The sequence below is a fragment of the Streptomyces mirabilis genome, assembly GCF_039503195.1.
GTDB lineage: Bacteria > Actinomycetota > Actinomycetes > Streptomycetales > Streptomycetaceae > Streptomyces > Streptomyces mirabilis_D.
On sequence record NZ_JBCJKP010000001.1, the window covers coordinates 2,304,809 to 2,329,777 of the forward strand.

General features: G+C 69.8%; 22 protein-coding genes and 2 pseudogenes. 6 read left to right on the forward strand and 18 right to left on the reverse strand.

The features are described from left to right. Positions 1-27 precede the first annotated feature (27 nt). The 3 genes from rpsD to AAFF41_RS11095 form a co-directional block, all read right to left on the reverse strand. Positions 28-642, reverse strand: coding sequence for a 30S ribosomal protein S4 (rpsD, locus tag AAFF41_RS11085; RefSeq protein ID WP_054233962.1), 615 nt, complete (start codon positions 640-642; stop codon positions 28-30). A 315-nt stretch (positions 643-957) separates the two neighbouring features. After that, positions 958-2,313, reverse strand: a complete 1,356-nt coding sequence (locus AAFF41_RS11090) for a replication-associated recombination protein A (RefSeq protein ID WP_319745113.1) — start codon at positions 2,311-2,313, stop codon at positions 958-960. A gap of 44 nt (positions 2,314-2,357) precedes the next feature. Then, on the reverse strand, positions 2,358-2,993 hold the full coding sequence (locus AAFF41_RS11095; RefSeq protein ID WP_319745111.1) for a vitamin K epoxide reductase family protein: 636 nt from the start codon (positions 2,991-2,993) through the stop codon (positions 2,358-2,360). A 139-nt stretch (positions 2,994-3,132) separates the two neighbouring features. Here AAFF41_RS11095 and AAFF41_RS11100 point away from each other — a divergent pair, with 139 nt between their 5' ends. Genes AAFF41_RS11100 through AAFF41_RS11115 form a run of 4 tightly spaced genes read left to right on the forward strand, consistent with a single transcriptional unit; the run spans position 3,133 to position 6,663 of the window. After that, positions 3,133-3,999, forward strand: coding sequence for an ABC transporter ATP-binding protein (locus AAFF41_RS11100; RefSeq protein ID WP_054233960.1), 867 nt, complete (start codon positions 3,133-3,135; stop codon positions 3,997-3,999). Further along, on the forward strand, positions 3,996-4,841 hold the full coding sequence (locus tag AAFF41_RS11105) for an ABC transporter permease (RefSeq protein WP_319745108.1): 846 nt from the start codon (positions 3,996-3,998) through the stop codon (positions 4,839-4,841). Before AAFF41_RS11100 ends, AAFF41_RS11105 begins: the two co-directional genes overlap by 4 nt. Beyond that, entirely contained in the window at positions 4,838-6,043 is a 1,206-nt protein-coding gene (locus AAFF41_RS11110) for a sensor histidine kinase (RefSeq protein WP_319745105.1), read from the forward strand. The genes AAFF41_RS11105 and AAFF41_RS11110 overlap by 4 nt, the downstream gene beginning before the upstream one ends. Continuing rightward, the gene (locus AAFF41_RS11115; protein WP_319745102.1) at positions 6,040-6,663 is read left to right on the forward strand and encodes a response regulator transcription factor; all 624 of its coding nucleotides are present in this window, start codon (positions 6,040-6,042) and stop codon (positions 6,661-6,663) included. The genes AAFF41_RS11110 and AAFF41_RS11115 overlap by 4 nt, the downstream gene beginning before the upstream one ends. 264 nt (positions 6,664-6,927) lie before the next feature. Here AAFF41_RS11115 and hisS read toward each other — a convergent pair whose 3' ends face one another. Both hisS and AAFF41_RS11125 read right to left on the reverse strand, forming a co-directional pair. Continuing rightward, positions 6,928-8,190 carry a histidine--tRNA ligase gene (hisS, locus tag AAFF41_RS11120; protein WP_075027560.1) on the reverse strand — a complete coding sequence of 421 codons (1,263 nt, stop codon included), beginning with the start codon at positions 8,188-8,190 and terminating at the stop codon, positions 6,928-6,930. 12 nt (positions 8,191-8,202) lie between these two features. Then, complete coding sequence (locus tag AAFF41_RS11125) at positions 8,203-8,928, reverse strand: MBL fold metallo-hydrolase (RefSeq protein ID WP_060902378.1); 726 nt, start codon at positions 8,926-8,928, stop codon at positions 8,203-8,205. Positions 8,929-9,108: 180 nt separating this feature from the next. On the opposite strand from AAFF41_RS11125, the gene AAFF41_RS11130 reads away from it, so the two are divergent. Together AAFF41_RS11130 and AAFF41_RS11135 are read left to right on the forward strand one after the other, a co-directional pair. Next, positions 9,109-9,930 (forward strand): peptidylprolyl isomerase, encoded by an 822-nt coding sequence (locus tag AAFF41_RS11130; RefSeq protein WP_319745099.1) that lies wholly within the window; start codon positions 9,109-9,111, stop codon positions 9,928-9,930. 135 nt (positions 9,931-10,065) lie between these two features. Continuing rightward, positions 10,066-11,295: a DUF349 domain-containing protein gene (locus AAFF41_RS11135; RefSeq protein WP_054233953.1), complete on the forward strand. Its 1,230-nt coding sequence runs from the start codon at positions 10,066-10,068 to the stop codon at positions 11,293-11,295. 103 nt (positions 11,296-11,398) lie between these two features. Here the strand turns inward: AAFF41_RS11135 and AAFF41_RS11140 are convergent, their stop codons facing one another. From AAFF41_RS11140 to AAFF41_RS51560, 13 genes and pseudogenes are all read right to left on the reverse strand, one after another. Then, positions 11,399-13,936, reverse strand: a complete 2,538-nt coding sequence (locus AAFF41_RS11140) for a RelA/SpoT family protein (protein ID WP_319745096.1) — start codon at positions 13,934-13,936, stop codon at positions 11,399-11,401. A 229-nt stretch (positions 13,937-14,165) separates the two neighbouring features. Continuing rightward, positions 14,166-14,714 (reverse strand): adenine phosphoribosyltransferase, encoded by a 549-nt coding sequence (locus AAFF41_RS11145; protein ID WP_097283909.1) that lies wholly within the window; start codon positions 14,712-14,714, stop codon positions 14,166-14,168. Then, positions 14,711-15,826, reverse strand: a complete 1,116-nt coding sequence (gene secF / locus AAFF41_RS11150) for a protein translocase subunit SecF (RefSeq protein WP_143601071.1) — start codon at positions 15,824-15,826, stop codon at positions 14,711-14,713. Before secF ends, AAFF41_RS11145 begins: the two co-directional genes overlap by 4 nt. 1 nt (position 15,827) lies before the next feature. Beyond that, entirely contained in the window at positions 15,828-17,609 is a 1,782-nt protein-coding gene (gene secD / locus AAFF41_RS11155; RefSeq protein WP_343323907.1) for a protein translocase subunit SecD, read from the reverse strand. A gap of 139 nt (positions 17,610-17,748) precedes the next feature. Then, positions 17,749-18,261 (reverse strand): preprotein translocase subunit YajC, encoded by a 513-nt coding sequence (yajC, locus tag AAFF41_RS11160; protein ID WP_319745092.1) that lies wholly within the window; start codon positions 18,259-18,261, stop codon positions 17,749-17,751. Between the two features lie 163 nt (positions 18,262-18,424). Further along, positions 18,425-19,494 (reverse strand): annotated as a pseudogene (gene ruvB, locus AAFF41_RS11165) (Holliday junction branch migration DNA helicase RuvB). A gap of 119 nt (positions 19,495-19,613) precedes the next feature. Then, positions 19,614-20,222: a Holliday junction branch migration protein RuvA gene (gene ruvA, locus AAFF41_RS11170; protein WP_060902373.1), complete on the reverse strand. Its 609-nt coding sequence runs from the start codon at positions 20,220-20,222 to the stop codon at positions 19,614-19,616. Next, positions 20,219-20,800, reverse strand: coding sequence for a crossover junction endodeoxyribonuclease RuvC (gene ruvC / locus AAFF41_RS11175; RefSeq protein WP_343323908.1), 582 nt, complete (start codon positions 20,798-20,800; stop codon positions 20,219-20,221). The genes ruvA and ruvC overlap by 4 nt, the downstream gene beginning before the upstream one ends. Before the next feature lie 202 nt (positions 20,801-21,002). Continuing rightward, a complete protein-coding gene (locus tag AAFF41_RS11180; RefSeq protein WP_319745088.1) occupies positions 21,003-21,755 on the reverse strand; it encodes a YebC/PmpR family DNA-binding transcriptional regulator in 753 nt (250 codons plus the stop codon). A 74-nt stretch (positions 21,756-21,829) separates the two neighbouring features. Further along, positions 21,830-22,438: a pyridoxal 5'-phosphate synthase glutaminase subunit PdxT gene (gene pdxT, locus AAFF41_RS11185; protein WP_099923761.1), complete on the reverse strand. Its 609-nt coding sequence runs from the start codon at positions 22,436-22,438 to the stop codon at positions 21,830-21,832. A 39-nt stretch (positions 22,439-22,477) separates the two neighbouring features. Then, positions 22,478-23,401, reverse strand: a complete 924-nt coding sequence (pdxS, locus tag AAFF41_RS11190) for a pyridoxal 5'-phosphate synthase lyase subunit PdxS (protein WP_054233942.1) — start codon at positions 23,399-23,401, stop codon at positions 22,478-22,480. A gap of 346 nt (positions 23,402-23,747) precedes the next feature. Further along, a complete protein-coding gene (locus tag AAFF41_RS11195) occupies positions 23,748-24,293 on the reverse strand; it encodes a LemA family protein (RefSeq protein WP_054233941.1) in 546 nt (181 codons plus the stop codon). Between the two features lie 274 nt (positions 24,294-24,567). Continuing rightward, positions 24,568-24,968 (reverse strand): annotated as a pseudogene (locus AAFF41_RS51560) (formylglycine-generating enzyme family protein). Position 24,969 lies beyond the last annotated feature (1 nt).

The following is a 24,969-nucleotide window of genomic DNA, read 5'->3' on the forward strand; positions in this document are numbered from 1 at the left end:
GGTGGTGCTACGTCCGCTGTAAGACGATCAGCGGGCGTAGTACTCGACGACGAGCTGCTCGTCGCAGATCACCGGGATCTCCTTGCGGTTCGGCTCGCGGTCCAGGCGGAACGCCAGGGCCGGGAGGTTCACCTGGAGGTAGCGCGGGGTCTCGCCGTCGGGGGCGAAGCCACCGGCGCGGGAGACCTCGAACAGCGTCTTGCTGCGGCTGCGCTCGCGGACCATCACGACGTCGTCGGGACGGACACGGAAGGACGGCTTGTCGACCTTCTGGCCGTTGACCTCGATGTGGCCGTGAACGACCATCTGGCGGGCCTGGTAGATCGTGCGGGCGATGCCCGAACGCAGGACCAGCGCGTCGAGACGGCGCTCGAGCTCGATGATCAGGGCCTCACCGGTCTTGCCCTGGACCTTGGAGGCACGCTCGTAGGCGCGGACGAGCTGACGCTCGGACACGTCGTACTGCGCGCGCAGACGCTGCTTCTCGAGCAGACGGACCTTGTAGTCCGAGTTCTGCTTGCGGCCGCGGCCGTGCTCACCCGGCGGGTAGGGGCGGGCCTCGAAGTACTTGACGGCCTTCGGGGTCAGCGCGATGCCGAGGGCACGCGACTTCTTGACCTTGGGGCGGGACTGATTCGCCACTTTTTCTCTTTCCGTGATTTCGGCTCACCAGAGTTAAGGGAGGTCGCAATCCGCAGCCCGGGAAACCCCGCGGGTCCTCGGGGGACCTGCTGGGCAGCCGCTCCTGGGTCTGGGCACATACGTGCAGCACGCGAGTCGCCCACCGACCGTTCCCGGAGACCGGGTGGTGGTGGGCTGCCCGCGACACCTTCGACGGTGCGCGACGCTCCTGGAATCCCTCCGTGAAGGCAGAGGCTCCGGCTGGATGTCCCGTTCTGGTGGTGCCGACCGGAGCCGGACACGGGACGCAGCGCTTCGCCTCATGTTACAGGGTGGTCAGGACCGCCCTCTACCGAGGTGCTTCCTGGTCCACTCCACCGCGTCCGCGTAGCGTGCCTCGGCGCCGTGCCGGGTCGGTGTGTAGTACTCCCGGTCCTTGAGCTCTTCCGGGGCGTACTGCTGGGCGGCGATGCCCTCGGGCAGGTCGTGCGGATACACATACCCCTGGGCGTGCCCGAGCTTGGCCGCGCCCTTGTAGTGCCCGTCGCGCAGGTGCATCGGCACCGGGCCCGCGTGCCCCTTGCGTACGTCCTCCGTCGCGGCGCCGATGGCCATGGTCGCGGCGTTCGACTTCGGGGCCAGGGCGAGGGCGATGGTGGCGTGGCTGAGGGTCAGCGCCGCCTCGGGGAAGCCGATCATGGCGACCGCCTGGGCGGCGGCCACGGCTATCGGCAGCGCGTTCGGGTCGGCGAGGCCGATGTCCTCGCTGGCGGAGATCATCAGGCGGCGGGCGATGAACCGGGGGTCCTCGCCCGCCTCGATCATCCGGGCCAGGTAGTGCAGCGCGGCGTCCACGTCGGAGCCGCGGATGGACTTGATGAGGGCGCTCGCCACGTCGTAGTGCTGGTCGCCGTCGCGGTCGTACGTCACGGCCGCGCGGTCGACGGTCTCCTCCAGGGTCTGGAGGGTGATCTCCGGCTCCCCCTTGTCGAGCGCCGCGCCGGCGGCGGCCTCCAGGGCGGTCAGGGCGCGGCGGGCGTCTCCCCCGGCGATGCGCAGCAGGTGCCGCTCGGTGTCCTCGGGGAGGGTGACGGCCTCCTTGAGGCCGCGCTCGTCGGTGAGGGCCCGGCGCAGCAGGCCGCGCAGGTCGTCGTCGGTGAGCGGTTCGAGGGTGAGGAGGAGGGAGCGGGACAGGAGCGGGGAGATCACCGAGAAGTACGGGTTCTCGGTCGTGGCGGCGATCAACGTCACCCAGCGGTTCTCGACGGCCGGGAGCAGGGAGTCCTGCTGGGCCTTGCTGAAGCGGTGGATCTCGTCCAGGAAGAGGACGGTCTCCTTGCCGAAGCCGCCGGTGGCGCGGCGTGCGCCGTCGATGACCGCGCGGACTTCCTTGACGCCCGCGGTGATCGCGGAGAGCTCCACGAAGCGCTTGTTGGTGGCCTTGGAGACGACGTACGCGAGGGTCGTCTTGCCGGTGCCGGGCGGGCCCCAGAGGATCACCGAGGACGGTCCGGCAGGACCGCCGTTCCCCTCGCCGACGAGTCTGCGCAGGGGTGAGCCCGGCTTCAGCAGATGCTGCTGGCCCACGACCTCGTCGAGGGTACGCGGGCGCATCCGTACGGCCAGGGGGCTGCTGGACGGGTCCTTCTCCTGGCGTTCTTCTGCTGCGGCGGTGAACAGGTCGGGCTCCACGTCCAAAACCCTATGTCACGCCACTGACAATCCCCGCAGGGCTGTCAGCTGGTCCAGAAGTCCCACCAGCGGGTCAGGATCAGCATCCCGATGATCCCGATGTGCACGACGGGCAGGACCCAGGTGAACTCGCCGAAGAAGCTCTTCAGCCAGCGCGGGGCGGGGAGGAAGTCGTTGCGGATGTTCGACGAGGTCACGTACCAGAACATGATGATCGTGGCGACCCAGGCCAGCGAGCACCACAGGCACAGCGAGTTGATCCGGTACAGCGACTGGAACTGCAGCCAGGTGCAGAATCCCACGCCGAAGAGGGTGCCCGCGTTGAAGGTCAGCCAGTACCAGCGCGGGTAGGTGGCCCGCGCGAGCAGACTCATCCCGACGCAGATCACGATGCCGTACGCCACCAGGCCGAGCATCGGGTTGGGGAACCCGAAGGCCGCGGCCTGCTTGCTCTTCATGATGTTGCCGCAGGAGACGACCGGGTTCAGGCTGCATCCCGGCACGAAGTTCGGGTTCTCCAGCAGCTTGAACTTGTCGATCGTGATGACCCACGCGGCGAGCAGACCGGCCGCACCGGTGATCACGAGCAGTACGGCGAGCGCACGGCTGCCGCCGACCGTCCGGGGACCGTCGGAGCGTTCCTGGTCGAGGGAGACGTCCTTGACTGTCGTCTTGCTCATCACGCCGTTTCCGTAGTCTCGAAGGGCCTGCGGGCAACCGACATTGTGCCGCACCCACATGTGTGTCCACCGTTCGATGGACATAAGGAGGTACGCACGGTCGTCGCGGAGCGTTCGTTTCGGCGGCAGGCTCGTCGGCATGACAACACACGCGAACGAACTCGCGGTGGACGTACGGGGGCTGCGCAAGCAGTACGGGGACGTGACCGCCGTCGACGGCATCGATCTCGGCATCCGCCGCGGCGAGGTGTTCGGCCTGCTCGGACCCAATGGCGCGGGCAAGAGCACCACGGTGGAGATCCTCCAGGGCAACCGCGGGCGGGACGCGGGCGAGGTGTCCGTGCTCGGCGCGGACCCGGCGACGGGCACACGCGCGTGGCGCTCGCGGATCGGCATCGTCTGGCAGGACGAATCGGCGCCCGCTGAGTTGACGGTCGACGAGACCGTACGGCACTTCGCCCGCTACTACCCGCGGCCCCGCGACCCGGAGGAGGTCATCGGGCTCGTCGGTCTGGAGGCGAAGGCGGGCAGCCGCATCAAGGCGCTCTCGGGCGGCCAGCGCAGGCGTCTGGACGTGGCGCTCGGGGTGATCGGCGGCCCCGAACTGCTGCTCCTGGACGAACCGACGACCGGCTTCGACCCGGCCGCCCGCCGCCAGTTCTGGGACCTGATCCGGAAACTGGCCGACGAGGGCACGACCATCCTGCTCACCACGCACTACCTGGAGGAGGCGGAAGCGCTGGCGCACCGGCTCGCGGTCGTCGCGCGGGGCCGCGTCGTCGCGGAAGGCGAACCCGCCGCGCTCCGCGAACGCTTCGGAACCGAGGCGACCGTCGAGTGGACGGAGGCCGACGGCACGACGCGCAGCGAGCGCACGGACACCCCCACACGCACGGTCGCGGAACTCACCCGCCGCTTCGACGGCGAGATACCCGGGCTGAGTGTGACCCGCCCGACCCTGGAGGACGTCTACCTCCGTCTGACCGGACAGGAGAACGCGCGATGACCCTGACGACCGTACGCCTGCGCGGTGAGGCCTCCTCCGTGCGGCTGCCCGGAGCCTGGGGCCTCGGCCTGCGGCGGGGCGCCCTGGAGATCAAGCAGTTCTTCCGTCAGCGCGACCAGGTGGTGTTCACCTTCGCCTTCCCCGTCGTCTTCCTCTTCCTCTTCGCGTCGATCTTCAAGGACGACGTGCGGGGCGCGGGCATCACCGCCTCCCAGCTGTACGTCCCCGCGATGATGGCCGCGGGCATCATGTCCACCAGCTTCCAGTCCCTCGGCATCTCCATCGCCATCGAACGGGACGAGAAGGTGCTGCGGCGGCTGCGCGGCACTCCGATGCCACCGGCCGCGTACTTCGTGGGCAAGATCTGGCTGGTCCTGGTCACCGGCCTCCTGGAGACGGCGATCCTGCTCGTCGTCGGTACGACGCTGTACGACGTGAAGCTGCCCTCGGATCCCGCCAAGTGGGCCGACTTCGCCTGGATCTTCGTCCTGGGCCTGACGGCGTGCGCCCTGCTCGGCATCGCGATCAGCTCGGTGCCGAAGTCCGGCAAGAGCGCCACCTCCGTCGTCGTACTCCCCTTCCTCGTGCTGCAGTTCATCTCCGGGGTCTACATCGCCATCGACACGATCCCCGACTGGATGCTGAACATCGGCGCCCTGTTCCCGCTGAAGTGGATGTGCCAGGGGCTGCGCGGGGTGTTCCTGCCCGAGTCGGCGAAGGTCCTGGAGCAGGCGGGCGGCTGGGAGTTCGGGCGGATCGCCCTGGTGCTGGGTGCCTGGTGCGTCGGAGGATTGCTGCTGTGTCTGCTGACCTTCCGCTGGAAGAACCGCCGCGACGGATGACCGAACGAATCGCCGGACCCGACGGCGCGAAGAGCTCGTACACCTGGGACCGTTCCTTCCGGCTCTGGGACTCGTACTTCGCGGTCGTGTGCGTGGCCACCCTGGTGTTCGTGCTCGGCACGGGGCATCCGGGGTGGCCCCTGCGCCTCGTCTCGGCGACGCTGCTGGTGGCGCTGGTTCCCTGGTACGTGCTGGTGGGGCGGCCCGTCCTCGGCGCCGACCCGCCCGACGAACGCCGGGCCCTCGGCTATCTCGCGGGGGCGATCGTGCTGTTCCTGCCGTCGGGGATCCTCGTCGGTGAGACCCGGCTGATGGCCTTCGCGCTCGTCCCCCAGTGCTTCATGGCGCTGCGGCTGCGCTGGGCGCTGGCGGCCGTGACGGTCATCAACATCGCGCCGGTGGCGGGTTGGGCGCTGCTGTGGTGGCCGAGCGGCCAGGACGTCTTCTTCAACTCGCTCTTCGGCGTGGTCACCCTCGTCTTCTCGGCGGCCTTCGGCAACTGGACCATCCGCATCATCGAGCAGAGCCAGGAACGGGCCGAGCTGATCGCCGAACTGGACGTCAGTCGCCACGAGCTCTCCCGGCTCTCGTCGGCGCACGGCGCGCTGGCCGAGCGGGAGCGGCTCTCCCGGGAGATCCACGACACGCTCGCGCAGGGCTTCACCAGCCTGCTGATGCTGGTGCAGGCGGTCGAGGCCGAACTCGAGCACGACGTCCCGCAGGCCCGCCGCCACCTGTCCCTGATGGCGGAGACGGCCCGGCAGAACCTCGCCGAGGCGCGGGCCCTGGTCGCCGGGGGCGCGCCCGCCGATCTCGACGGGGCCTCGCTGCCCGACGCGCTGCGCCGGCTGGCCGCGCGCCACGAGGCGACGGTCGACGTCACCGGCCCCGTGCGCGCGCTGCCCGCCGGGCCCGAGGTCGTGGTCCTGCGTTCCTGCCAGGAGGCGCTCGCCAACGCCCGTAAACACGCGGGGAGTTCTTCGACGATCGCGGTCGCCCTGACGTACGCCCACGATGCGCTGACGCTCTCCGTACGGGACGACGGCCCCGGCTTCGACCCCGCCGCGCCGGTCGACGGCTACGGTCTGACCGGGTTGCGTGCCCGGGCCGCGGAAGTGGGCGGCAGGGCCCGGGTGCGCAGCGCGCCCGGCGAGGGCACGACCATCACCGTGTGTCTGCCCGTTCCAAGGAGTGACTCGTGATCCGCATCGTCCTGGCCGACGACCATCCCGTCGTACGGGAAGGGCTGCGCGCGATGCTCAGTGCCGAGCCCGACCTCGATGTGATCGCCGACGCGTCGAACGGCCCGCAGGCGGAGGCGCTGGCGGCCGAACTCCGGCCGGACATCGTCCTGATGGACCTGCGGATGCCGGGGGGCGACGGTGTCGACTCGATCGTGCGGATGACCGAGGCGGGGTTGGGCTGCCGGGTCATCGTGCTGACGACGTACGAGACGGACCGGGACATTCTGCGGGCGGTCGAGGCCGGAGCCGCGGGTTATCTGCTGAAGGACCTCCCTCGCGCCGAACTCGCCGACGCCGTCCGCTCCGCCGCGCGCGGCGAGACCGTGCTGGCCCCGTCCGTCGCCGCCCGACTCGTCGACCAGCTCCGTACGAAGCCGGAGCGGCCGAGGTTGTCCGAGCGTGAGACGGCGGTGCTGCGGCTGGTGGCGGAGGGCTGCACGAACGCCGAGATCGGGCGCCGTCTGTTCATCGGCGAGTCCACCGTGAAGACCCACCTGCTGCGGGCCTTCACCAAACTGGGGGTGGACGACCGAACCGCGGCGGTGACGAGCGCGATGCGCTTCGGCTTGCTGGACTGAGGACCGTGTATCTCGCCCCCGCCGCCCCTACCGGTCCCCTCCCCAAGCTGGGGGCTCCGGCCCAGACCCCGGCTGGGTTCTTCGACTGCGGGCCGGTGGGGGCTGGTCGCGCAGTTCCACGCGCCCCTTGGGAGCACCGGCGCGCATCTTCCAGCCCGTCCGGCGTTTGAGGACGAGGCCGTTCAGTCCGATCGGGGGTTTGGGGGCGGAGCCCCCGAGTAGGGAAGGGACGGGTAGGGGCGGCGGGGGCGAGAAAACCGGTTCTCAGCCCAGGCGCGTCTCGAGCTCCGCCACGATCTCGTTCACCCCGACCGCCACCTGCTCACCGGACTCCATGTCCTTGAGCTGCACCACACCCTCGGCGAGATCCCGCTCACCGGCGACGATCGCGTACCGCGCCCCCGACCGGTTCGCGTTCTTCATCGCCCCCTTGAGCCCCTTGGACCCGTAGGAGAAGTCGGCGGCGATACCGAGCTTGCGCAGCTCGGTCATCTTGGCGAAGAGCACCCGACGGGCCTCCTCACCGAGCGGAACGGCGAACACGCTGGTGGCCGCGGGGAGTTCGAGCGAGACACCCTCCGCCTCCAGGGCGAGCACCGTGCGGTCGACACCGAGCGCCCAGCCCACCGAAGGCAGCGCGGGCCCGCCGATCATCTCGGACAGCCCGTCGTAGCGCCCGCCGCCGCCCACCGCGGACTGGGAGCCCAGACCGTCGTGGACGAACTCGAAGGTGGTCCGCGTGTAGTAGTCCAGGCCGCGCACCAGCTTGGGGTCGTCCTCGAAGGCAACGCCCGCCTCCGTGATCAGCTCGCGCACCTCCTCGTGGTACGCCTTGCACGCGTCGCAGAGGTAGTCACGGAGCAACGGCGCGCCGACCAGCTGCTTCTGCACGTCGTCGCGCTTGTCGTCGAGGACCCGGAGGGGGTTGATCTCGGCGCGGCGCAGCGTGTCCTCGTCCAGGTCGAGGCCGCGCAGGAAGTCCTGCAGGGCTGCCCGGTACACCGGACGGCACTCCTGGTCGCCCAGCGAGTTCAGCAGGATGCGGAAGTCCCGCAGCCCCAGCGACCGGTACGCCTGGTCCGCCAGGATGATCAGCTCGGCGTCGAGTGCCGGATCCTCCGCACCGATCGCCTCGGCGCCGACCTGCGAGAAGTGGCGGTAGCGGCCCTTCTGGGGACGCTCGTAGCGGTAGTAGGAGCCCGAGTACCAGAGCTTGACGGGGAGGTTGCCGGCCTTGTGCAGGTTGGCCTCCAGCGCGGCGCGCAGTACGGAGGCCGTGCCCTCGGGGCGCAGGGCGAGCTGGTCGCCGCCCTTGGTCTCGAAGGCGTACATCTCCTTGGTCACGATGTCGGTGGACTCACCGACACCGCGCGCGAAGAGCTCGACGTTCTCGAAGCCGGGCGTCTCGATGTAGCCGTAGCCGGAGTTGCGCAGCGGCGCGGCGATCGCCTCGCGCACGGCGAGGTACTTGGCGCTCTCCGGCGGGATCAGGTCGTACGTGCCCTTGGGGGCCTTGAAGGTGCTCACGAAGGTCTCTCGTCACATTCCTCGTCGGGGAGCGGGTTCGGCGCCGCGCGCTTGGCGGTCCGCCGCCACCTGCCGCAGATACGGGTTGGTGGCGCGCTCCTGGCCGATGGTCGTCTGGGGGCCGTGGCCGGACAGCACCACGGTCGAGTCGTCGAGCGGCAGGCACACACGGGCCAGCGAGCCGAGCATCTCGTCCATGTCACCGCCGGGCAGGTCGGTGCGTCCGATGGAGCCGGCGAAGAGCAGATCGCCCGAGAAGAAGACCGACGGAATGTCTGATCCGTCGCGGGCTTCGGGCATCTGGAAGGTCACCGACCCCTTCGTATGGCCGGGCGCGTGCGCGACGGACAGCTCCAGACCGGCCAGCTCCAGCCGCGTGCCGTCGGTGAGCGTCCGCACGTCGTCCGGCTCACCCACGGTCAGCTCGCCCATCAGCGGCATGCCGATGGACCGGCCGAGCGCCCGCTCCGGGTCGCTCATCATGTACCGGTCGTCGGGGTGGATCCAGGCCGGTACGTCGTGGGCACCGCAGACGGGCACGACCGAGGCCACGTGGTCGATGTGGCCGTGGGTGAGGACGACGGCGACGGGCTTGAGCCGATGCTTCTTGAGTGCGTCCTCGACTCCCTGGGCGGCCTGATGGCCCGGGTCGATGATCACGCACTCCTCACCGGCGGCGGGGGCGACCAGGTAACAGTTGGTGCCCCAGGCCCCGGCGGGGAACCCGGCAATGAGCACGATCGTCCTTCGTGGTGGCGTACGCGTGATGCCGTACGGGGTGGGTGGCTGTGGATCAGAGCCTACCGGCGCTGCCGATTCCTCAGCTAACCCATATACGGTACGGGGCACACGCAGGCGGTCGGCTCACAAGACGCACGCGTCCCACTTGACGTACGAGACGCATGAGGAGATAACCCGGTGGTCACCCAGGAACAGCGGCGGCGTCAGCTCGCCCGGGAGAAGTTCTTGCGGCAGCAGCAGCGGCGTACGGCCGCGCGGCGCAAGTCACACATGCGCAATACGGTGGTCGCGTCGGTCCTCGGCGTGATCGTCGTCGGCGGTGTGGTGTCGTACGCGACCGGGCTCTTCAAGAACGACGGCAAGAAGGCCAACGCGGGCGCGGAGGTCACGCCGAGCGCCTCCCCGACCAGCAAGGCGCCGGACCCGTGCGCCAAGCCCGCCGAAGGCGCGGTGAAGTCGCTGAGCTGGAAGACGGAGCCGGCGATGGCCATCGACAAGTCGGCGGCCTACACGATGAAGCTGGCGACGACCTGCGGCGACATCGACGTCGCGCTGAAGACGGCCGCGGCCCCGCACACGGTGAACTCGTTCGACTTCCTCGCGGGCAAGGGGTTCTTCGACCACACCAAGTGCCACCGTCTCACCACGAACGGCATCTACGTGCTGCAGTGCGGTGACCCGAAGGGCACCGGCAGCGGCGGTCCGGGGTACACGATCCCGGACGAGAACCTGAAGGACACCAGCCTCAAGGGCGGCGTCTACCCGGCGGGCACGATCGCGATGGCCAACACGGGCCAGAAGCACACCGGTGGCAGCCAGTTCTTCCTCGTGTACCAGGACAGTCAGCTACCGGCCAGCTACACACCGTTCGGAACTATTTCCAAGTCCGGTCTCACGGTTCTCAAGAAGATCGCCGCGGCCGGAGAGAGCACAGGCCAGGGCGACGGGGCGCCCAACGCGACGGTCGTGATCAACAAACTGACCGTGACGAAATCCTGACCGTCAACTGCGAAATTTCGGTCGCGCTGGATGCGGACAGCCGCCGGGCTGGTCGCCTATGTTGGCCGTGACGAAACTGTGGACGATGCCCAGGGGCGCTGAAGCCCCTCGCAGGCATCATGTGGAGGAGGCGCTGTGAGCAGCGACCCGTGGGGCCGCGTCGACGAGACGGGGACCGTGTACGTGCGTACGGCCGACGGCGAGCAGGTCGTCGGTTCCTGGCAGGCCGGCTCCCCTGATGAGGCGCTGGCCTACTTCGAGCGCAAGTACGAAGGCCTGGTTGTCGAGATCGGCCTCCTCGAGCGACGAGTGAAAACCACCGACCTGTCGGCGAAGGACGCTCAGGTCGCGATCGACCATATTCGCGAACAGGTGGACGCCCACCACGCGGTCGGCGATCTGCAGGCGCTGAAGAAGCGGCTGGACAAGCTCGTCGAGACGGTCGACGCGCGCCGTGAGGAGCGCAAGGTCCAGCGTGCGAAGCAGTCCGACGAGGCGCGGCACGCCAAGGAGGCGCTGGTCGTCGAGGCGGAGGAGCTGGCGCAGAGCGACCAGTGGCGGGCGGCCGGTGAGCGGCTGCGCTCCCTGGTGGACACCTGGAAGGGGCTGCCGCGGCTCGACCGCAAGTCGGACGACGAGCTGTGGCACCGCTTCTCGCACGCGCGCTCGGCGTTCTCCAAGCGCCGCAAGGCGCACTTCGCCTCGCTGGACGCGCAGCGCGAGGATGCCCGCAAGACCAAGGAGAAGCTGGTCGCGGAGGCCGAGTCGCTGTCCGCCTCCACGGACTGGGGTCCGACGGCGGCGCGTTACCGCGAGCTGATGGCGGACTGGAAGGCCGCGGGCCGCGCGCAGCGTGAGCACGAGGACGACCTGTGGAACCGCTTCCGCGGCGCCCAGGACGTGTTCTTCGCGGCGCGCAGCTCGGTCTTCGCCGAGCGGGACGCCGAGCAGTCGGAGAACCTGAAGCTCAAGGAGGAGCTGGCCGAGGAGGCCGAGAAGCTCGTCCCGGTGCAGGACCTCAAGGCCGCCCGCGCCGCCTTCCGTTCCATCAACGAGCGCTGGGAGGCCATCGGGCACGTGCCCCGTGACGCCCGCCCGAAGGTCGAGGGCCGGATGCACGCGGTGGAGCGGGCTCTGCAGGAGTCCGAGGAGGCCGAGTGGCGCCGGACCAACCCGGAGGCACGCGCGCGTGCCGAGGGTCTGACCGGTCAGCTGCAGGCCGCCGTGGACAAGCTTCAGGGCCAGATCGAGACGGCGCGCGCCGCGGGCAACACTTCGAGGGCCGACAAGCTCCAGAAGGAGCTCGATGGCCGTCAGGCGCTGCTCGACCAGGCGTTGAAGGGTCTCCAGGAGTTCGGCGGCTGAGGCGGCCGAGGCGGCTGGGTTTTCCCGCCACTACGTAGAGGGGCTCCCGTACGGTGCGTACGGGAGCCCCTCTACGTAGTGGGCCGTGGATGGGCCGGGTACGTCAGGACCCGTCGGAGGGCCTGCGCGCCGAGGTCACCCGGTACACGTCGTACACGCCCTCCACGCCCCTGACCGCCTTCAGGACGTGCCCCAGGTGCTTGGGGTCGCCCATCTCGAAGGTGAAGCGAGAGGTGGCGACACGGTCGCGGGAGGTCTGGACGGCCGCGGACAGGATGTTGACGTGCTGGTCGGACAGGACGCGGGTGACGTCCGACAGGAGCCGGGAGCGGTCCAGGGCCTCGACCTGGATGGCCACCAGGAAGACCGAGGACTGGGTGGGGGCCCACTCGACCTCGAGGATGCGCTCGGGCTCACGGGAGAGCGAGTCGACGTTGACGCAGTCGCTGCGGTGCACCGATACGCCGCTGCCGCGGGTGACGAAGCCGATGATCGGGTCGCCGGGGACGGGCGTACAACAGCGGGCGAGCTTGACCCACACGTCATCGACGCCCTTGACGACGACACCCGGGTCGGCGTTGGAGCGGCGCTTGCGGCCACGCCCGCGCGCGGGCGGAACGCTCTCGTCGATCTCCTCGGTGGCCGCCTCCTCGCCGCCGAGGGCCTGCACCAGCTTCTGCACGACGCTCTGCGCGGTGACATGGCCCTCGCCGATCGCCGCGTACAGCGAGGAGATGTCGGGGTAGCGCATCTCGTGCGCGAGGGTGACCAGGGAGTCGCCGGTGAGGATGCGCTGGATCGGCAGGTTCTGCTTGCGCATCGCCCGGGCGATGGCGTCCTTGCCCTGCTCGATGGCCTCGTCGCGGCGCTCCTTGGAGAACCAGGCGCGGATCTTGTTACGGGCGCGCGGGGACTTCACGAAGCCCAGCCAGTCGCGCGAGGGGCCCGCACCGGCCGCCTTGGAGGTGAAGACCTCCACCAAGTCGCCGTTGTCCAGGGTGGATTCGAGCGGGACAAGGCGTCCGTTGACCCGTGCGCCTATCGTCCGGTGGCCGACCTCCGTGTGGACCGCGTACGCGAAGTCCACCGGTGTCGCGCCGGCCGGAAGCGCTATGACGTCACCCTTGGGCGTGAAGACGAAGACCTCGTTGCGGGACAGGTCGAAGCGCAGGGACTCCAGGAACTCGCTCGGGTCCTCGGTCTCCTTCTGCCAGTCGAGCAACTGGCGCAGCCACGCCATGTCGTTGACGGTGTCCTGCCCCGCGCTGCCCTTGGCCGCCCGGGGCACGTCGGTGCGGATCTTGGAGGAACCGGCGACGGTCTCCTGCTTGTACTTCCAGTGCGCGGCGATGCCGTACTCGGCACGGCGGTGCATGTCGAACGTGCGGATCTGGAGTTCGACCGGCTTGCCGTTGGGCCCGATGACCGTCGTGTGCAGCGACTGGTACATGTTGAACTTGGGCATCGCGATGTAGTCCTTGAACCGGCCGGGGACCGGGTTCCATCGCGCGTGCACGGTGCCGAGGGCCGCGTAGCAGTCGCGGACGGTGTCCACGAGGACGCGGATGCCCACCAGGTCGTAGATCTCCGCGAAGTCACGGCCTCGTACGATCATCTTCTGGTAGACGGAGTAGTAGTGCTTCGGGCGGCCGGTGACCGTCGCCTTGATGCGGGCGGCGCGCAGGTCGGCCTGGACCTCGTCGGTCACTATGGCGAGGTATTCGTCGCGCTTGGGGGCGCGCTCGGCGACCAGGCGCACGATCTCGTCGTACATCTTGGGGTAGAGGATCGCGAACGCGAGGTCCTCCAGCTCCCACTTGATGGTGTTCATGCCCAGGCGGTGGGCGAGCGGCGCGTAGATCTCCAGGGTCTCGCGCGCTTTCTTCTCCTGCTTCTCGCGCTTGAGGTAGCGCATGGTGCGCATGTTGTGCAGACGGTCGGCGAGCTTGATGACCAGGACGCGGGGGTCCTTGGCCATGGCGACGACCATCTTGCGGACCGTCTCGGCCTGCGCGGCCTCGCCGAACTTGACCTTGTCGAGCTTGGTGACGCCGTCGACGAGCAGGGCGACCTGGTCGCCGAAGTCGCGCCTGAGCGTGTCCAGGCCGTACTCGGTGTCCTCGACGGTGTCGTGCAGGAGACCGGCCATCAGCGTGGCGGGGTCCATGCCCAGCTCGGCGAGGATCGTCGTGACGGCGAGCGGGTGCGTGATGTACGGGTCGCCGCTCTTGCGCTTCTGACCGCGGTGCCAGCGCTCGGCGACCTGGTAGGCCTTCTCGATCTGCCGCAGCGTCGACGTCTCGATCTTCGGGTCGTTGCTGCGCACTATCCGCAGCAACGGCTCCAGGACCGGGTTGTACGGGTTCGAGCGCTGCACGCCGAGCCGGGCCAGGCGGGCGCGGACGCGGTTGGAGGAGGAGCTGGGGCGGCCGGACGGAGCGGCGGCGGAACGGACCGCCGGAGTCTTCGCGGGGCGCTCGGAAGGGGCCGGCTTGGGGCGTGGCTGCTCGGCCGCCTTGCCGTCGGGCGCGGACTGGGCGTGCTCGACCGGCCCGCTCGTGGCGTTCTTGGCGGGCGTCGCCGCGGGGGCCGAGGCAGTCTCGGGCTTGGCGGCGGTGAGTGGCTGGGCCTCGTCTGGCAAGAGGGCTCCTCGTGCGCGTTCCGGGTCCCCCGGTCAGGCTCCGGAAACCCCATGGTAGCGATCCTGGGCACCGGGCTCGCTTTCGGCCGCTGGGACGGCCTCGTACAGAAGGAACGCCAGAGGCGGGCTCCGGATTCCTCCGGGCCCGCCTCCACGGTGTCCTACGGGTGTCTCAGGGCCTTCCCAGGCCTTTCCCGGGGCTTTCCCCGAGGTGTCGCGAACGCGGCCCTCAGACCTTGAGGAGCGCCTCCAGCGGAGCGCCCGCGAGAGCAGGCTCCAGACGGCCACGGCCGCCGAGGAACCCGAGCTCCATCAGCACGGCGACGCCCGCGACCTCGGCGCCCGCCCGGCGGATGAGCCGGAGCGAGGCCTCGGCGGTGCCGCCGGTGGCGAGGACGTCGTCGACGACCAGGATGCGGTCGGCCGCGGTCAGGTCCTCGGCGTGCACCTCGATCTCGGCCGAGCCGTACTCCAGGTCGTACGCCTGCGACAGGGTCGCTCCGGGGAGCTTGCCCGCCTTGCGTACGGGGATGAAGCCGATCCCGGCGCGGACGGCGACCGGGGCGCCGAGGATGAAGCCACGGGCCTCCAGACCGACGATCTTCGTGGCCTCGGCGCGCACGGCGATCTCCGCCAGGGCGTCGGTGAGCGCCGTGAAGGCCGCCGGGTCCGCCAGGAGCGGGGTGATGTCCTTGAACATCACACCCGGCTCCGGGTAGTCGGCCACGTCGCGGATACGGCTGAGCAGCAGCGTCGTGATGTCCGTGAGCTCGGTCATCGGCGCTTCCCCGAGGGTCGGCCGCGACCTCGGTTGCGGGACGCGGGCTGGTTGCGCGGGCCGACGACCATGGGCGCGTCGTCCTCCGGCTCGTCGTCCAGCATCACGTCGGAGACCTCGGTCTCCAGGGGCTCGCCCTTGGCGGCGGCCTGGGCCCGCTTGGCGAGGACGCGCTTCCTGAGGGCCTTCATCTGCGGCTCGCGCTCCTTGAGGTCGGCGACGAGCGGCGTGGCGATGAAGATCGAGGAGTACGCACCGGCCGCGAGGCCGACGAACAGCGACAGCGAGATGTCGTTGAGCATGCCCGCGCCGAGGACACCGCCACCGATGAACAGCAGGCCGGCGACCGGCAGCAGCGCGACCACCGTGGTGTTGATCGAACGGACCAGGGTGCCGTTGATCGAGCGGTCGGCGATCTCGCTGTACGTGTAGCGGGTCTGCTTGGTGATGTCCTTCGTCTGCTCCTTGAGGCTGTCGAAGACGACGACCGTGTCGTAGAGCGAGTAACCGAGGATGGTGAGCAGACCGATCACGGTGCCCGGGGTGACCTCGAAGCCGACCAGGGCGTAGATGCCGACCGTGATCGTGATGTCGTGGATCAGGGCCACGAGCGCGGCCACGGCCATGCGCCACTCGAACGCGATCGCCAGGTAGATCACGACGAGGACCATGAAGATCGCCAGGCCCTCCCAGGCCTTGTTGGCGATCTGGTCACCCCAGCTGGGGCCGACCAGGTCCGCGTTGATCGACTCCGTGTTGACGTTCAGGTCCTTGGCGAGCTCGTCCTTGATCTTGTCGGACTTGTCCGTGTCGATGCCGGCGACCTGGATGCGCAGTCCGCCGTTGCCGAGCTTCTGGACGACCGCGTCGTGGCCGGACGAGTTCTGCGCGAACGTCTCGGCCTGGGTCACCGAGACGCTGGTCTTCCCGGTGGTGAAGACGGCCCCGCCCTGGAACTCGATGCCCATGTTCAGGCCGCGCACCGTCAGGCCGAGGATGGCCGTGATGGTGATCAGGATCGAGATGCCGTACCAGATCTTGCGCTTGCCGACGAAGTCGTAGCCGATCTCGCCGCGGTGGAGCCGGGCGCCGAGGGTGCCGAGTTTCGACATCTCACGCCTCCTTCGGGTCGACGGGGGCGGAGGGACGGCGCGTACGACGCAGCGGTGGTTTGGCGCCCAGGGCCTTGGGGTCGAGACCGGACCACTTGCTGCCGCTCGCGTAGAACTTCCGGCGGGCGAGAAGCGTCATCAGCGGCTTGGTGAAGAAGAACACGACGACCACGTCGAGCACCGTGGTCAGACCGAGCGTGAACGCGAAGCCCTGGACCTTGCCGACGGTGACGATGAAGAGCACCGCGGCGGCGAGGAACGACACGAAGTCGGAGACCAGGATGGTGCGCCGGGCGCGCGGCCAGGCACGCTCGACGGCCGGGCGCAGGGAGCGCCCCTCGCGGATCTCGTCCCGGATGCGTTCGAAGAACACGATGAACGAGTCCGCTGTGATTCCGATCGCGACGATGGCGCCACAGACCGCGGGGAGGTTCAGCGCGAAGCCGATGGTGGGGCCGAGCAGCGCCATGATCACGTAGGTGAGGGCGCCCGAGACCAGCAGGGAGGGGATGGCGATGATCGACAGGCCCCGGTAGTAGACCACCAGGTAGATGACGACCAGGCCGAGGCCGATGGCGCCCGCGATCAGACCGGCGTGCAGCTGCTCGCCGCCGAGCGCGGCGGTCACCGTGGTGACGCTCGACTCCTTGAAGTCGAGCGGCAGCGAGCCGTACTTCAGCATGTTCGCCAGGCTCTGCGCCTCGGTCTGGTCGAAGCTGCCGGAGATCTCCGCGCTGCCGCCGGTCAGCGCCTGCTGGACGAACGGGTCGGAGACGACATCACCGTCGAGGACGATCGCGAACTGGTTCTGCGGGGACTGGTTCTTCGCGAGCTTGCCGGTGATGTCGGCGAACTTCTTGGAGCCACCGGAGGTGAACTCCATGGTGACCTTCCAGCCCGCCGCGCTCTGGGTGTCGAAGACGGCCGAGGCGCTCTTGATGTCCGTGCCCCTGACCTCGGCGGGGCCGAGGACGTACTTCTGCCACTGGCCCGAGGAGTTCTTGCCGCACGCCACGGTGGGGTCGGAGGCCTTGGAGCCTTCGCCGGCCCTGGCGCGCTGCGCCTTGTCCGTGCAGTCGAGCGCGGTGTACTGGGCCTGGAGCTTGGTGGCCGCGGCACTGGCACTCGCGCTGCTGCTCGCCGACGGCGAGGCGCTGGAGGAGGCCGAGGGGCTGGCCGAGGAGCTCGCGGAGCTGCTCGCGGACGGCGTGGAGTCGGCCTTCAGGGCGTCGGTGACCGCACGGCCCTGGGACGTGGCGGAGGCCGTCGGGCTCGCGGAGCTCGACGAGGTCGCCTTTTCGGTGGCCTTGTCCGTGGCCTTCGAGGAGGAGCTGCTCGAGGCGCTGGGCGACGGGCTGGCCGACGCGGCCGAACCGGAGACCTCGGTGGCCAGGACCGGACGGAAGTAGAGCTTCGCGGTGGTGCCGACCTGTTCCCGGGCTTCCTTGGAGTTCGTGCCCTTGGGGATGTTGACAATGATGTTGTCTGATCCCTGGGTCTGCACCTCGGCCTCAGAGACGCCGAGACCGTTGACACGGCGGTTCATGATGTCGACCGCGGTGTTCATGTTGGTCTGGTTGATCGCGTTCGGCTGGCCCGGCTCGTTCTTCGCCGTGAGCGTGATGCTCGTGCCGCCGGCGAGGTCGATGCCGAGACGCGGGGTGGGATGCCCGGAGAGGAACATCCCCCCCGTGAGCGCCGCGATGGCGATCAGGATGAAGGCCAGCGAGCGCCCCGGCCTGCTCTGGGCGCTCGCGCTCCGGCCCTTCTTCGGTGCTGCCACCTTCTCGTACTCCCTCTCGGGCCGCCGTGCGCGGGGTCAGCGCGGGGGCGGCCATGACATGGTGTCGGGATTCCGTGCGAAAACGCAGGTCCCGGAGGTGCGGAGCGCAAGCGGATCGCGCCGCGTCCCCGGGGCGTGACTACTTCGCGTCGGCCTCGCCGTCGGTCTTCTTCGGCTCTGCTTCGTCGGCCTCGTCGGCCTTCGCCTCGGCGGGCTTGTCGGACGGCTCGGCGGCCACGTCCTTCTTGCCGAGGTCGAGGGGCTTGTCGTCGGAGGCGTCGGAAGAGGCGTCGGCGGCGGGCTCGTCGGTCTCGGTGAGGGAGGAGGCGTCGTCGGGGACGACCGACCCGTCCGCGTCCAGGTCGTGCTCGGCGCCGTGGACGATGCGGTTGTACTCCTCGTCGGAGAGCACGGCGCCGATCGCGTTCTTCGCAAACAGCAGGTCGACGCCCGGGCCGGCGTCAAGGAGGACCGAGTCCTCGTTGACCTCCTTGACAGTGGCGTACATGCCACCGATCGTGCGCACGCCGGAGCCGGGCTGCATCTCATTGCGCATGGAAGCGGCCTGCTGCTGCTTCTTCTTGGCCGACCGGGTCATCAGGAACATGGCCCCGATGAGCACGATGAACGGGAGGAGGGTCACGAGACTCACGGGTCGGAACTTCCTTCTTCGACCGCGATGGTGAGCGGCCTGCTGGATGGGGGTATGTATGCCGTCGACTAGGGCGGCATCGGCGGAGTCTAAGCGAGTCCGCACTCAGGGAACAACGCTCAGCATGGCACCGGGGTTCCTGACCCCGCGAGTGCGCGCGCCGTCACGCCCCGAACAGGTCCCCTTGTCCGTTTCCCCCATGGGCCGGCGCGGCGGCGTCAGACCGAGATGAGCCCATGCGGCCGGGGTCGCCACCCGGCCACGCGGTGTACGGGCGAGCAGTCCCTCCCGTACGAGGAAGGGCTCGGCGACCTCCTCGACGGTCTCGCGCTCCTCCCCCACCGCGACCGCGAGCGTGGACAGACCGACCGGGCCGCCGCCGAACAGCTTGAGCAGGGCCTCCAGAACACCGCGGTCGAGCCGGTCGAGGCCGCGGGCGTCGACCTCGTAGACCTTGAGCGCGGCCGCGGCGATCTCGCGGGTGATGATCCCGTCCGCCTTGACCTGCGCGTAGTCCCGGACGCGGCGCAGCAGACGGTTGGCGATACGGGGCGTGCCGCGGGAGCGCCCCGCGATCTCGGCGGCGCCTTCCGAGCCGATCTCCACGTCGAGGAGATGCGCGGAACGGTGGATGACGCGCTGCAGCTCCGCGGGCTCGTAGAACTCCATGTGCGCGGTGAAGCCGAAGCGGTCGCGCAGCGGGGGCGGCAGCAGACCCGCGCGCGTGGTGGCCCCGACCAGCGTGAACGGCGGCAGCTCCAGTGGGATCGCGGTGGCGCCGGGGCCCTTGCCGACGATCACGTCGACGCGGAAGTCCTCCATCGCCATGTAGAGCATCTCCTCGGCGGGCCGGGACATGCGGTGGATCTCGTCGAGGAACAGCACCTCGCCCTCCTGGAGCGAGGAGAGGATCGCCGCCAGGTCACCGGCGTGCTGGATGGCGGGGCCGCTGGTGATGCGGATGGGGGCGCCCATCTCGGCGGCGATGATCATCGAGAGGGTGGTCTTGCCGAGGCCGGGGGCGCCGGAGAGCAGCACGTGGTCGGCGGTGGCGCCGCGCGCGCGGGCGGCACGCAGGACGAGGTCGAGCTGCTCGCGGACCTTCTCCTGGCCGATGAACTCGTCCAGGTCCTTGGGGCGCAAGGCCGCCTCGACGGCCTGGTCCTCACGGTCGGCGGACGCGCCGACGAGCCGCTCGGCGTCGCTCTCGTCGGTCGTGTCGTCCCAGTTCACTGAAGTTCTCCTCGCCGTGGCATGCCGGCTGTGTCATCCGGCCGGGGGTCCGGGGACGCTCCCCGGGAAGACACAGCGTGCATGTGTGCCTCGCGGTCTGGTGGTCGGGGGCCGGTGGTTCAGCGGGCGCGGTTGAGGCTCTGGAGGGCCGCCTTCAGCAGCTGGCCCACCTGGGGTGCGCCCTCGGCGGCCTCGGCCTGCGGGGCGACGGCGGAGACGGCCTCGTCGGCCTCGCGCGTCGCGTACCCGAGGCCGATCAGCGCGGCGTGCAGTTGGTCGCGCCAGCCGGTGCTGACCGGGGCGCCGATGCCGGTGCTCGTGCCGAGGGGCTCGCCGAGCCGGTCCTTGAGCTCCAGCAGGAGCTTCTGGGCTCCCCTCTTGCCGATGCCGGGTACGGCCGTGAGCGTCTTCTCGTCACCCGTGGCGATCGCGCGGCGCAGGGCGTCGGGCGAGTGCGTGGCGAGCATGGCCTGCGCGAGGCGTGGGCCGACACCGCTCGCGGTCTGGAGCAGCTCGAAGGTTCCACGCTCGTCGTCGTCCGCGAAGCCGTACAGCGTCAGGGAGTCCTCGCGCACGACGAGGGAGGTGGCGAGCTTGGTCTGCTGTCCCATCCGGAGCCCGGAGAGCGTATTGGGCGAGCACTGGACGGCGATGCCGATGCCGCCGACCTCGACGACCGCGGAGTCCGGGGCGAGGGCGGCGACCGGGCCGCTGACGAAGGCGATCATGCGGTACGGCCTTTCGAAGCGTGGTGCGATGCGGGTTTCGACGCGTGCAGGGCGGCGGCTTGCTGGAGCCGGTTCTGCGCGACGGCCTGCTGGAGCCGGTTCTGCGCGGGGGCGCGCCAGATGTGACAGATGGCGAGGGCGAGGGCGTCCGCCGCGTCGGCGGGCTTGGGCGGCGCGTCGAGCCTGAGCAGCCTGGTGACCATGGCACCCACCTGGGCCTTGTCCGCGCGTCCGCTGCCGGTGACGGCGGCCTTGACCTCGCTCGGGGTGTGCAGGGCGACCGTCAGGCCGCGACGGGCGGCGCAGAGCATGGCGACGGCGCTGGCCTGGGCCGTGCCCATCACCGTCCGCACGTTGTGCTGGCTGAACACCCGCTCCACGGCGACGACTTCGGGCTCGTACTCGTCGAGCCACTGCTCGATGCCCTGCTCGATGGCGACGAGGCGCAGGCCCAACTCGGCGTCCGCCGGACTGCGTACGACGCCGACGCCGCGCATGGTCAGGGGTCGGCCCGCGACTCCTTCGACCACCCCGACACCGCATCGGGTCAGTCCCGGGTCAACGCCCAGCACCCGCACCCCGAACCCCCCTTGTTTTGCGGCTGAGCCGCCATCGCTCTCGCGGAAGTGGCCGATCGCCGTCGTGGTTCCTCAATTGATGGTTGCGGTCCGCTGGACCGCGATCATCATCCGTCCTCGACAGGCTAACGGCTGCCACTGACAACGACGGCGGGCCTGCAGGACGTGTCCCGCGGGCCCGCCGAAATGAATCCTTGGCGGCTCAGGCGTCGACCTTGGCCATCACGTCGTCGCTCACGTCGAAGTTGGCGAAGACGTTCTGCACGTCGTCGCTGTCCTCCAGGGCGTCGATCAGCCTGAAGATCTTCCGGGCACCCTCTTCGTCGAGCTCGACCTGCATGGTCGGGACGAAGTTGGCCTCGGCGGAGTCGTAGTCGACGCCGGCGTCCTGGAGGGCCGTGCGGACCGCGACCAGGTCGGTGGCCTCGGAGATGACCTCGAAGGACTCGCCCAGGTCGTTGACCTCTTCGGCACCCGCGTCGAGCACGGCACCCAGGACGTCGTCCTCGGTCAGCTCGCCCTTGGGGACGATGACGACGCCCTTGCGGTTGAAGAGGTACGAGACGGAGCCCGGGTCGGCCATGTTGCCGCCGTTGCGCGTCATGGCGACGCGGACGTCCGAGGCGGCGCGGTTGCGGTTGTCGGTGAGGCACTCGATGAGCACCGCGACACCGTTCGGCCCGTAACCCTCGTACATGATCGTCTCGTAGTCGGCGCCACCGGCCTCGAGACCGGCACCGCGCTTGACCGCGGAGTCGATGTTCTTGTTCGGGACCGAGCTCTTCTTGGCCTTCTGAATGGCGTCGAACAGCGTCGGGTTGCCGCCCGGGTCGGCGCCACCGGTGCGGGCCGCAACCTCGATGTTCTTGATCATCTTCGCGAAGAGCTTGCCGCGCTTGGCGTCGATCACGGCCTTCTTGTGCTTCGTCGTAGCCCATTTAGAGTGGCCGGACATCTGCCTGTCTCCTTCGCGTAACCCATCCTGTACGAACTCCCCCAGACCTTGAGGATCTGGGGGACCCCCAGATCCTACAAGGACTCCGGTATCCGGTTCGCGCGCACCATGTCGACGAACAGGCCGTGCACGCGGTGGTCGCCGGTCAGTTCCGGGTGGAACGACGTGGCGAGCGCGGTGCCCTGACGTACGGCGACGATGTGACCCTCGTGCTCAGCGAGCACTTCGGCCGCGGCTCCCACGGACTCGACCCAGGGGGCGCGGATGAAGACGCCCTCTACAGGATCGCCCTCGACGCCCCGGACGTCGACCGCCGCTTCGAAGGACTCGTTCTGACGTCCGAAGGCGTTGCGGCGCACGATCATGTCGATGCCGCCGATCGTCTCCTGGCCCGAGCGCGGGTCGAGGATCTTGTCGGCGAGCATGATCATGCCCGCGCAGGTGCCGTAGACGGGCATGCCTGCGCGCACGCGCGCGCGGAGGGGCTCCATCAGTCCGAACAGGACGGCCAGCTTGGAGATGGTGGTGGACTCGCCGCCGGGGATGACCAGGCCGTCCACCTCGGCGAGCTCCTCGGGACGCCGCACCGGCCTGGCCACGGCGTCGGCCGCGGCCAGGGCGATGAGGTGCTCCCGTACGTCGCCCTGGAGTGCCAGGACGCCTACGACAGGTGCGTCAGTCATGTACGTGATGCCTTTGTCCGGTCTCGTGCGTCCGGTCTCTCACCAGCCGCGGTTGGCGTAGCGCTCGGTCTCGGGGAGGGTGTCGCAGTTGATGCCGACCATGGCCTCGCCCAGGTTGCGGGAGGCGTCCGCGATGATCTTCGGGTCGTCGTAGAAGGTGGTCGCCTTCACGATGGCGGCGGCGCGCTTGGCCGGGTCGCCGGACTTGAAGATGCCGGAGCCCACGAAGACGCCCTCGGCACCGAGCTGACGCATGAGAGCGGCGTCGGCGGGGGTCGCGACACCACCGGCGGAGAACAGCACGACCGGGAGCTTGCCGAGCTCGGCGACCTCCTTGACCAGCTCGTACGGGGCGCGCAGGTCCTTGGCGGCGGCGTACAGCTCGTTGTTGTCGAAGCCGCGCAGACGGGCGATCTCATTCTTGATCTGGCGCAGGTGACGAACGGCCTCGACGACGTTGCCGGTGCCTGCCTCGCCCTTGGAGCGGATCATGGCGGCGCCCTCGGCGATGCGGCGCAGGGCCTCGCCCAGGTTGGTCGCACCGCAGACGAAGGGGGTCGTGAAGGCCCACTTGTCGGAGTGGTTGACCTCGTCGGCCGGGGTGAGGACCTCGGACTCGTCGATGTAGTCGACACCGAGGGACTGCAGGACCTGGGCCTCGACGAAGTGGCCGATGCGGGACTTGGCCATGACGGGGATGGAGACCGCGTCGATGATCTCCTCGATCATGTTCGGGTCCGACATACGGGCCACGCCGCCGTCCTTGCGGATGTCGGCGGGCACCCGCTCCAGGGCCATGACGGCCACGGCGCCGGCGTCCTCGGCGATCTTCGCCTGCTCGGCGTTGACCACGTCCATGATCACGCCGCCCTTGAGCTGCTCGGCCATTCCGCGCTTGACGCGGGCGGTGCCGGTTGCGGTGTTCTCGGCGGGCTGGGCGGTGTTGGAGAGCGTGCTGGACACGGGTTGACCTCACTCGGTGAAAGAGGATTTCTGCAGCACCGAGGAAACGTGAGTGGACCAGTCCACAGCAAGGGCCAATGGGGAGCCGGTGGATCCTTTTCGCCCCCGCATCGGCCTGAACGGCCTCGTCCTCAAGCGCCGGACAGGCCGAAAGATGCGCGCCGCGCCCCTTCAGGGGCGCGGGGAACTGCGCCACCGGCCCCCACCGGCCGTCGGCGAAAAGACCACGGGCGGGCGGGGATTCGGGGCGCAGCCCCGCCCGAGGGGGCGGGAACTGCGCGGCCCGCCCCCACCGGCCCGCAGCCGCTGAGCAGCGCCCACCCACGGCCGAAAGGGACCCCCGTCCTCAGGTCGTGGGGCGGTCCGCCAGCGCGGTGGGAGGCTCGTCGTCCATTTCGAAGGCCATGGGGAAGGGCGCGTGGCCGGCGAGGCGGAACCAACGGACCTTGCGGTGGCGACGAAGAGCGCGGGCGGCACGTACCGCGTCGTTGTGGAACCGCCGAGCCATCGGCACCCGCCGCACCGCCTGCGCCAGCTCGGTCGCCGCCGCGTCCCCACCCGGCGCCTCCCGCACCGCCTCCACCTGCTGCACCTCTCCGAAGACGGCCCGCAGGGCCTGGCTGAGGTCGCTCTCGGCCACCTCGCGCTGCTCCTCCTCCGCCTGCCGCGCGGCATGCGCGGCCTCGTAGAGCACGATCGAGGCGGCGGGATCGAGCACCCCGGAGGTCGCCAACTCCTGGGCGACCGAGGCACGGCGCAACAACTGCGCGTCGAGCGCGGCACGGGCGGCGTCGATCCGGGCGTGCAGCCGGTCGAGACGACCCGCGGTCCAGCTCAGGTAGAGGCCGATCGCGACAAGGCCGACGAGGATCCAGATGAGGGTTGCGGTCACGGGCGGCAAGGCTACCCGGGTGCGCTCACCCCTCTCCCACGTCCCAGGCGCAACGGAAACCGCCGTGGCCGGTGGAGGAGTCGGGGGTGTTCTTCGAGGGGGTGTTCTTCGAGGGGGCGGCCACCCGGTAGCGCGGTTGCGGTACGAGGCGTGGCACAGGTACGAGCCCCGCGGATGACCCGTCGGCCGCATCCGTCGCGGAGGTCTCGGCCGAGGTCCCGGAGGGCTCGGTGAAGGCGTCCGCGCACCACTTTCACACGTTGCCCGAAGTGTCCTACAGGCCGGAGCCGTTGGGCTCGTAGGAGACCACCGGGACGGTTCCCGTACGGCCGCCGGGGCGGGTGCCGACCCGGGGGAAGTCGCCCTGCCAGGTGTTCATGCGCTTCTGGCCCGTGGGCGCGAACCCGTCTCCCCAGGGGTAGCGGCGGCCTGCCGAGCCACCACGCGCCGCCTACTCCACTCCGCCTCGGTGGGCAGCCGGGCGCCCGCCCGGGCACCGTACGCGAGGGCGTCGTGGTGGGAGACGTGCGCCACGGGGTGGTCCGCGCGGTCGGAGCCTGGGCCCTCGGGCCAGCCCCGGTGAGCCCCCTCGGAGAGTTGGAGAAGCGAACCGGCCTCCCCGCGCGCGGGTGCGCAGCACGCCTCTCCCACGCCCGGCGTCGACGTGTCCCGCACG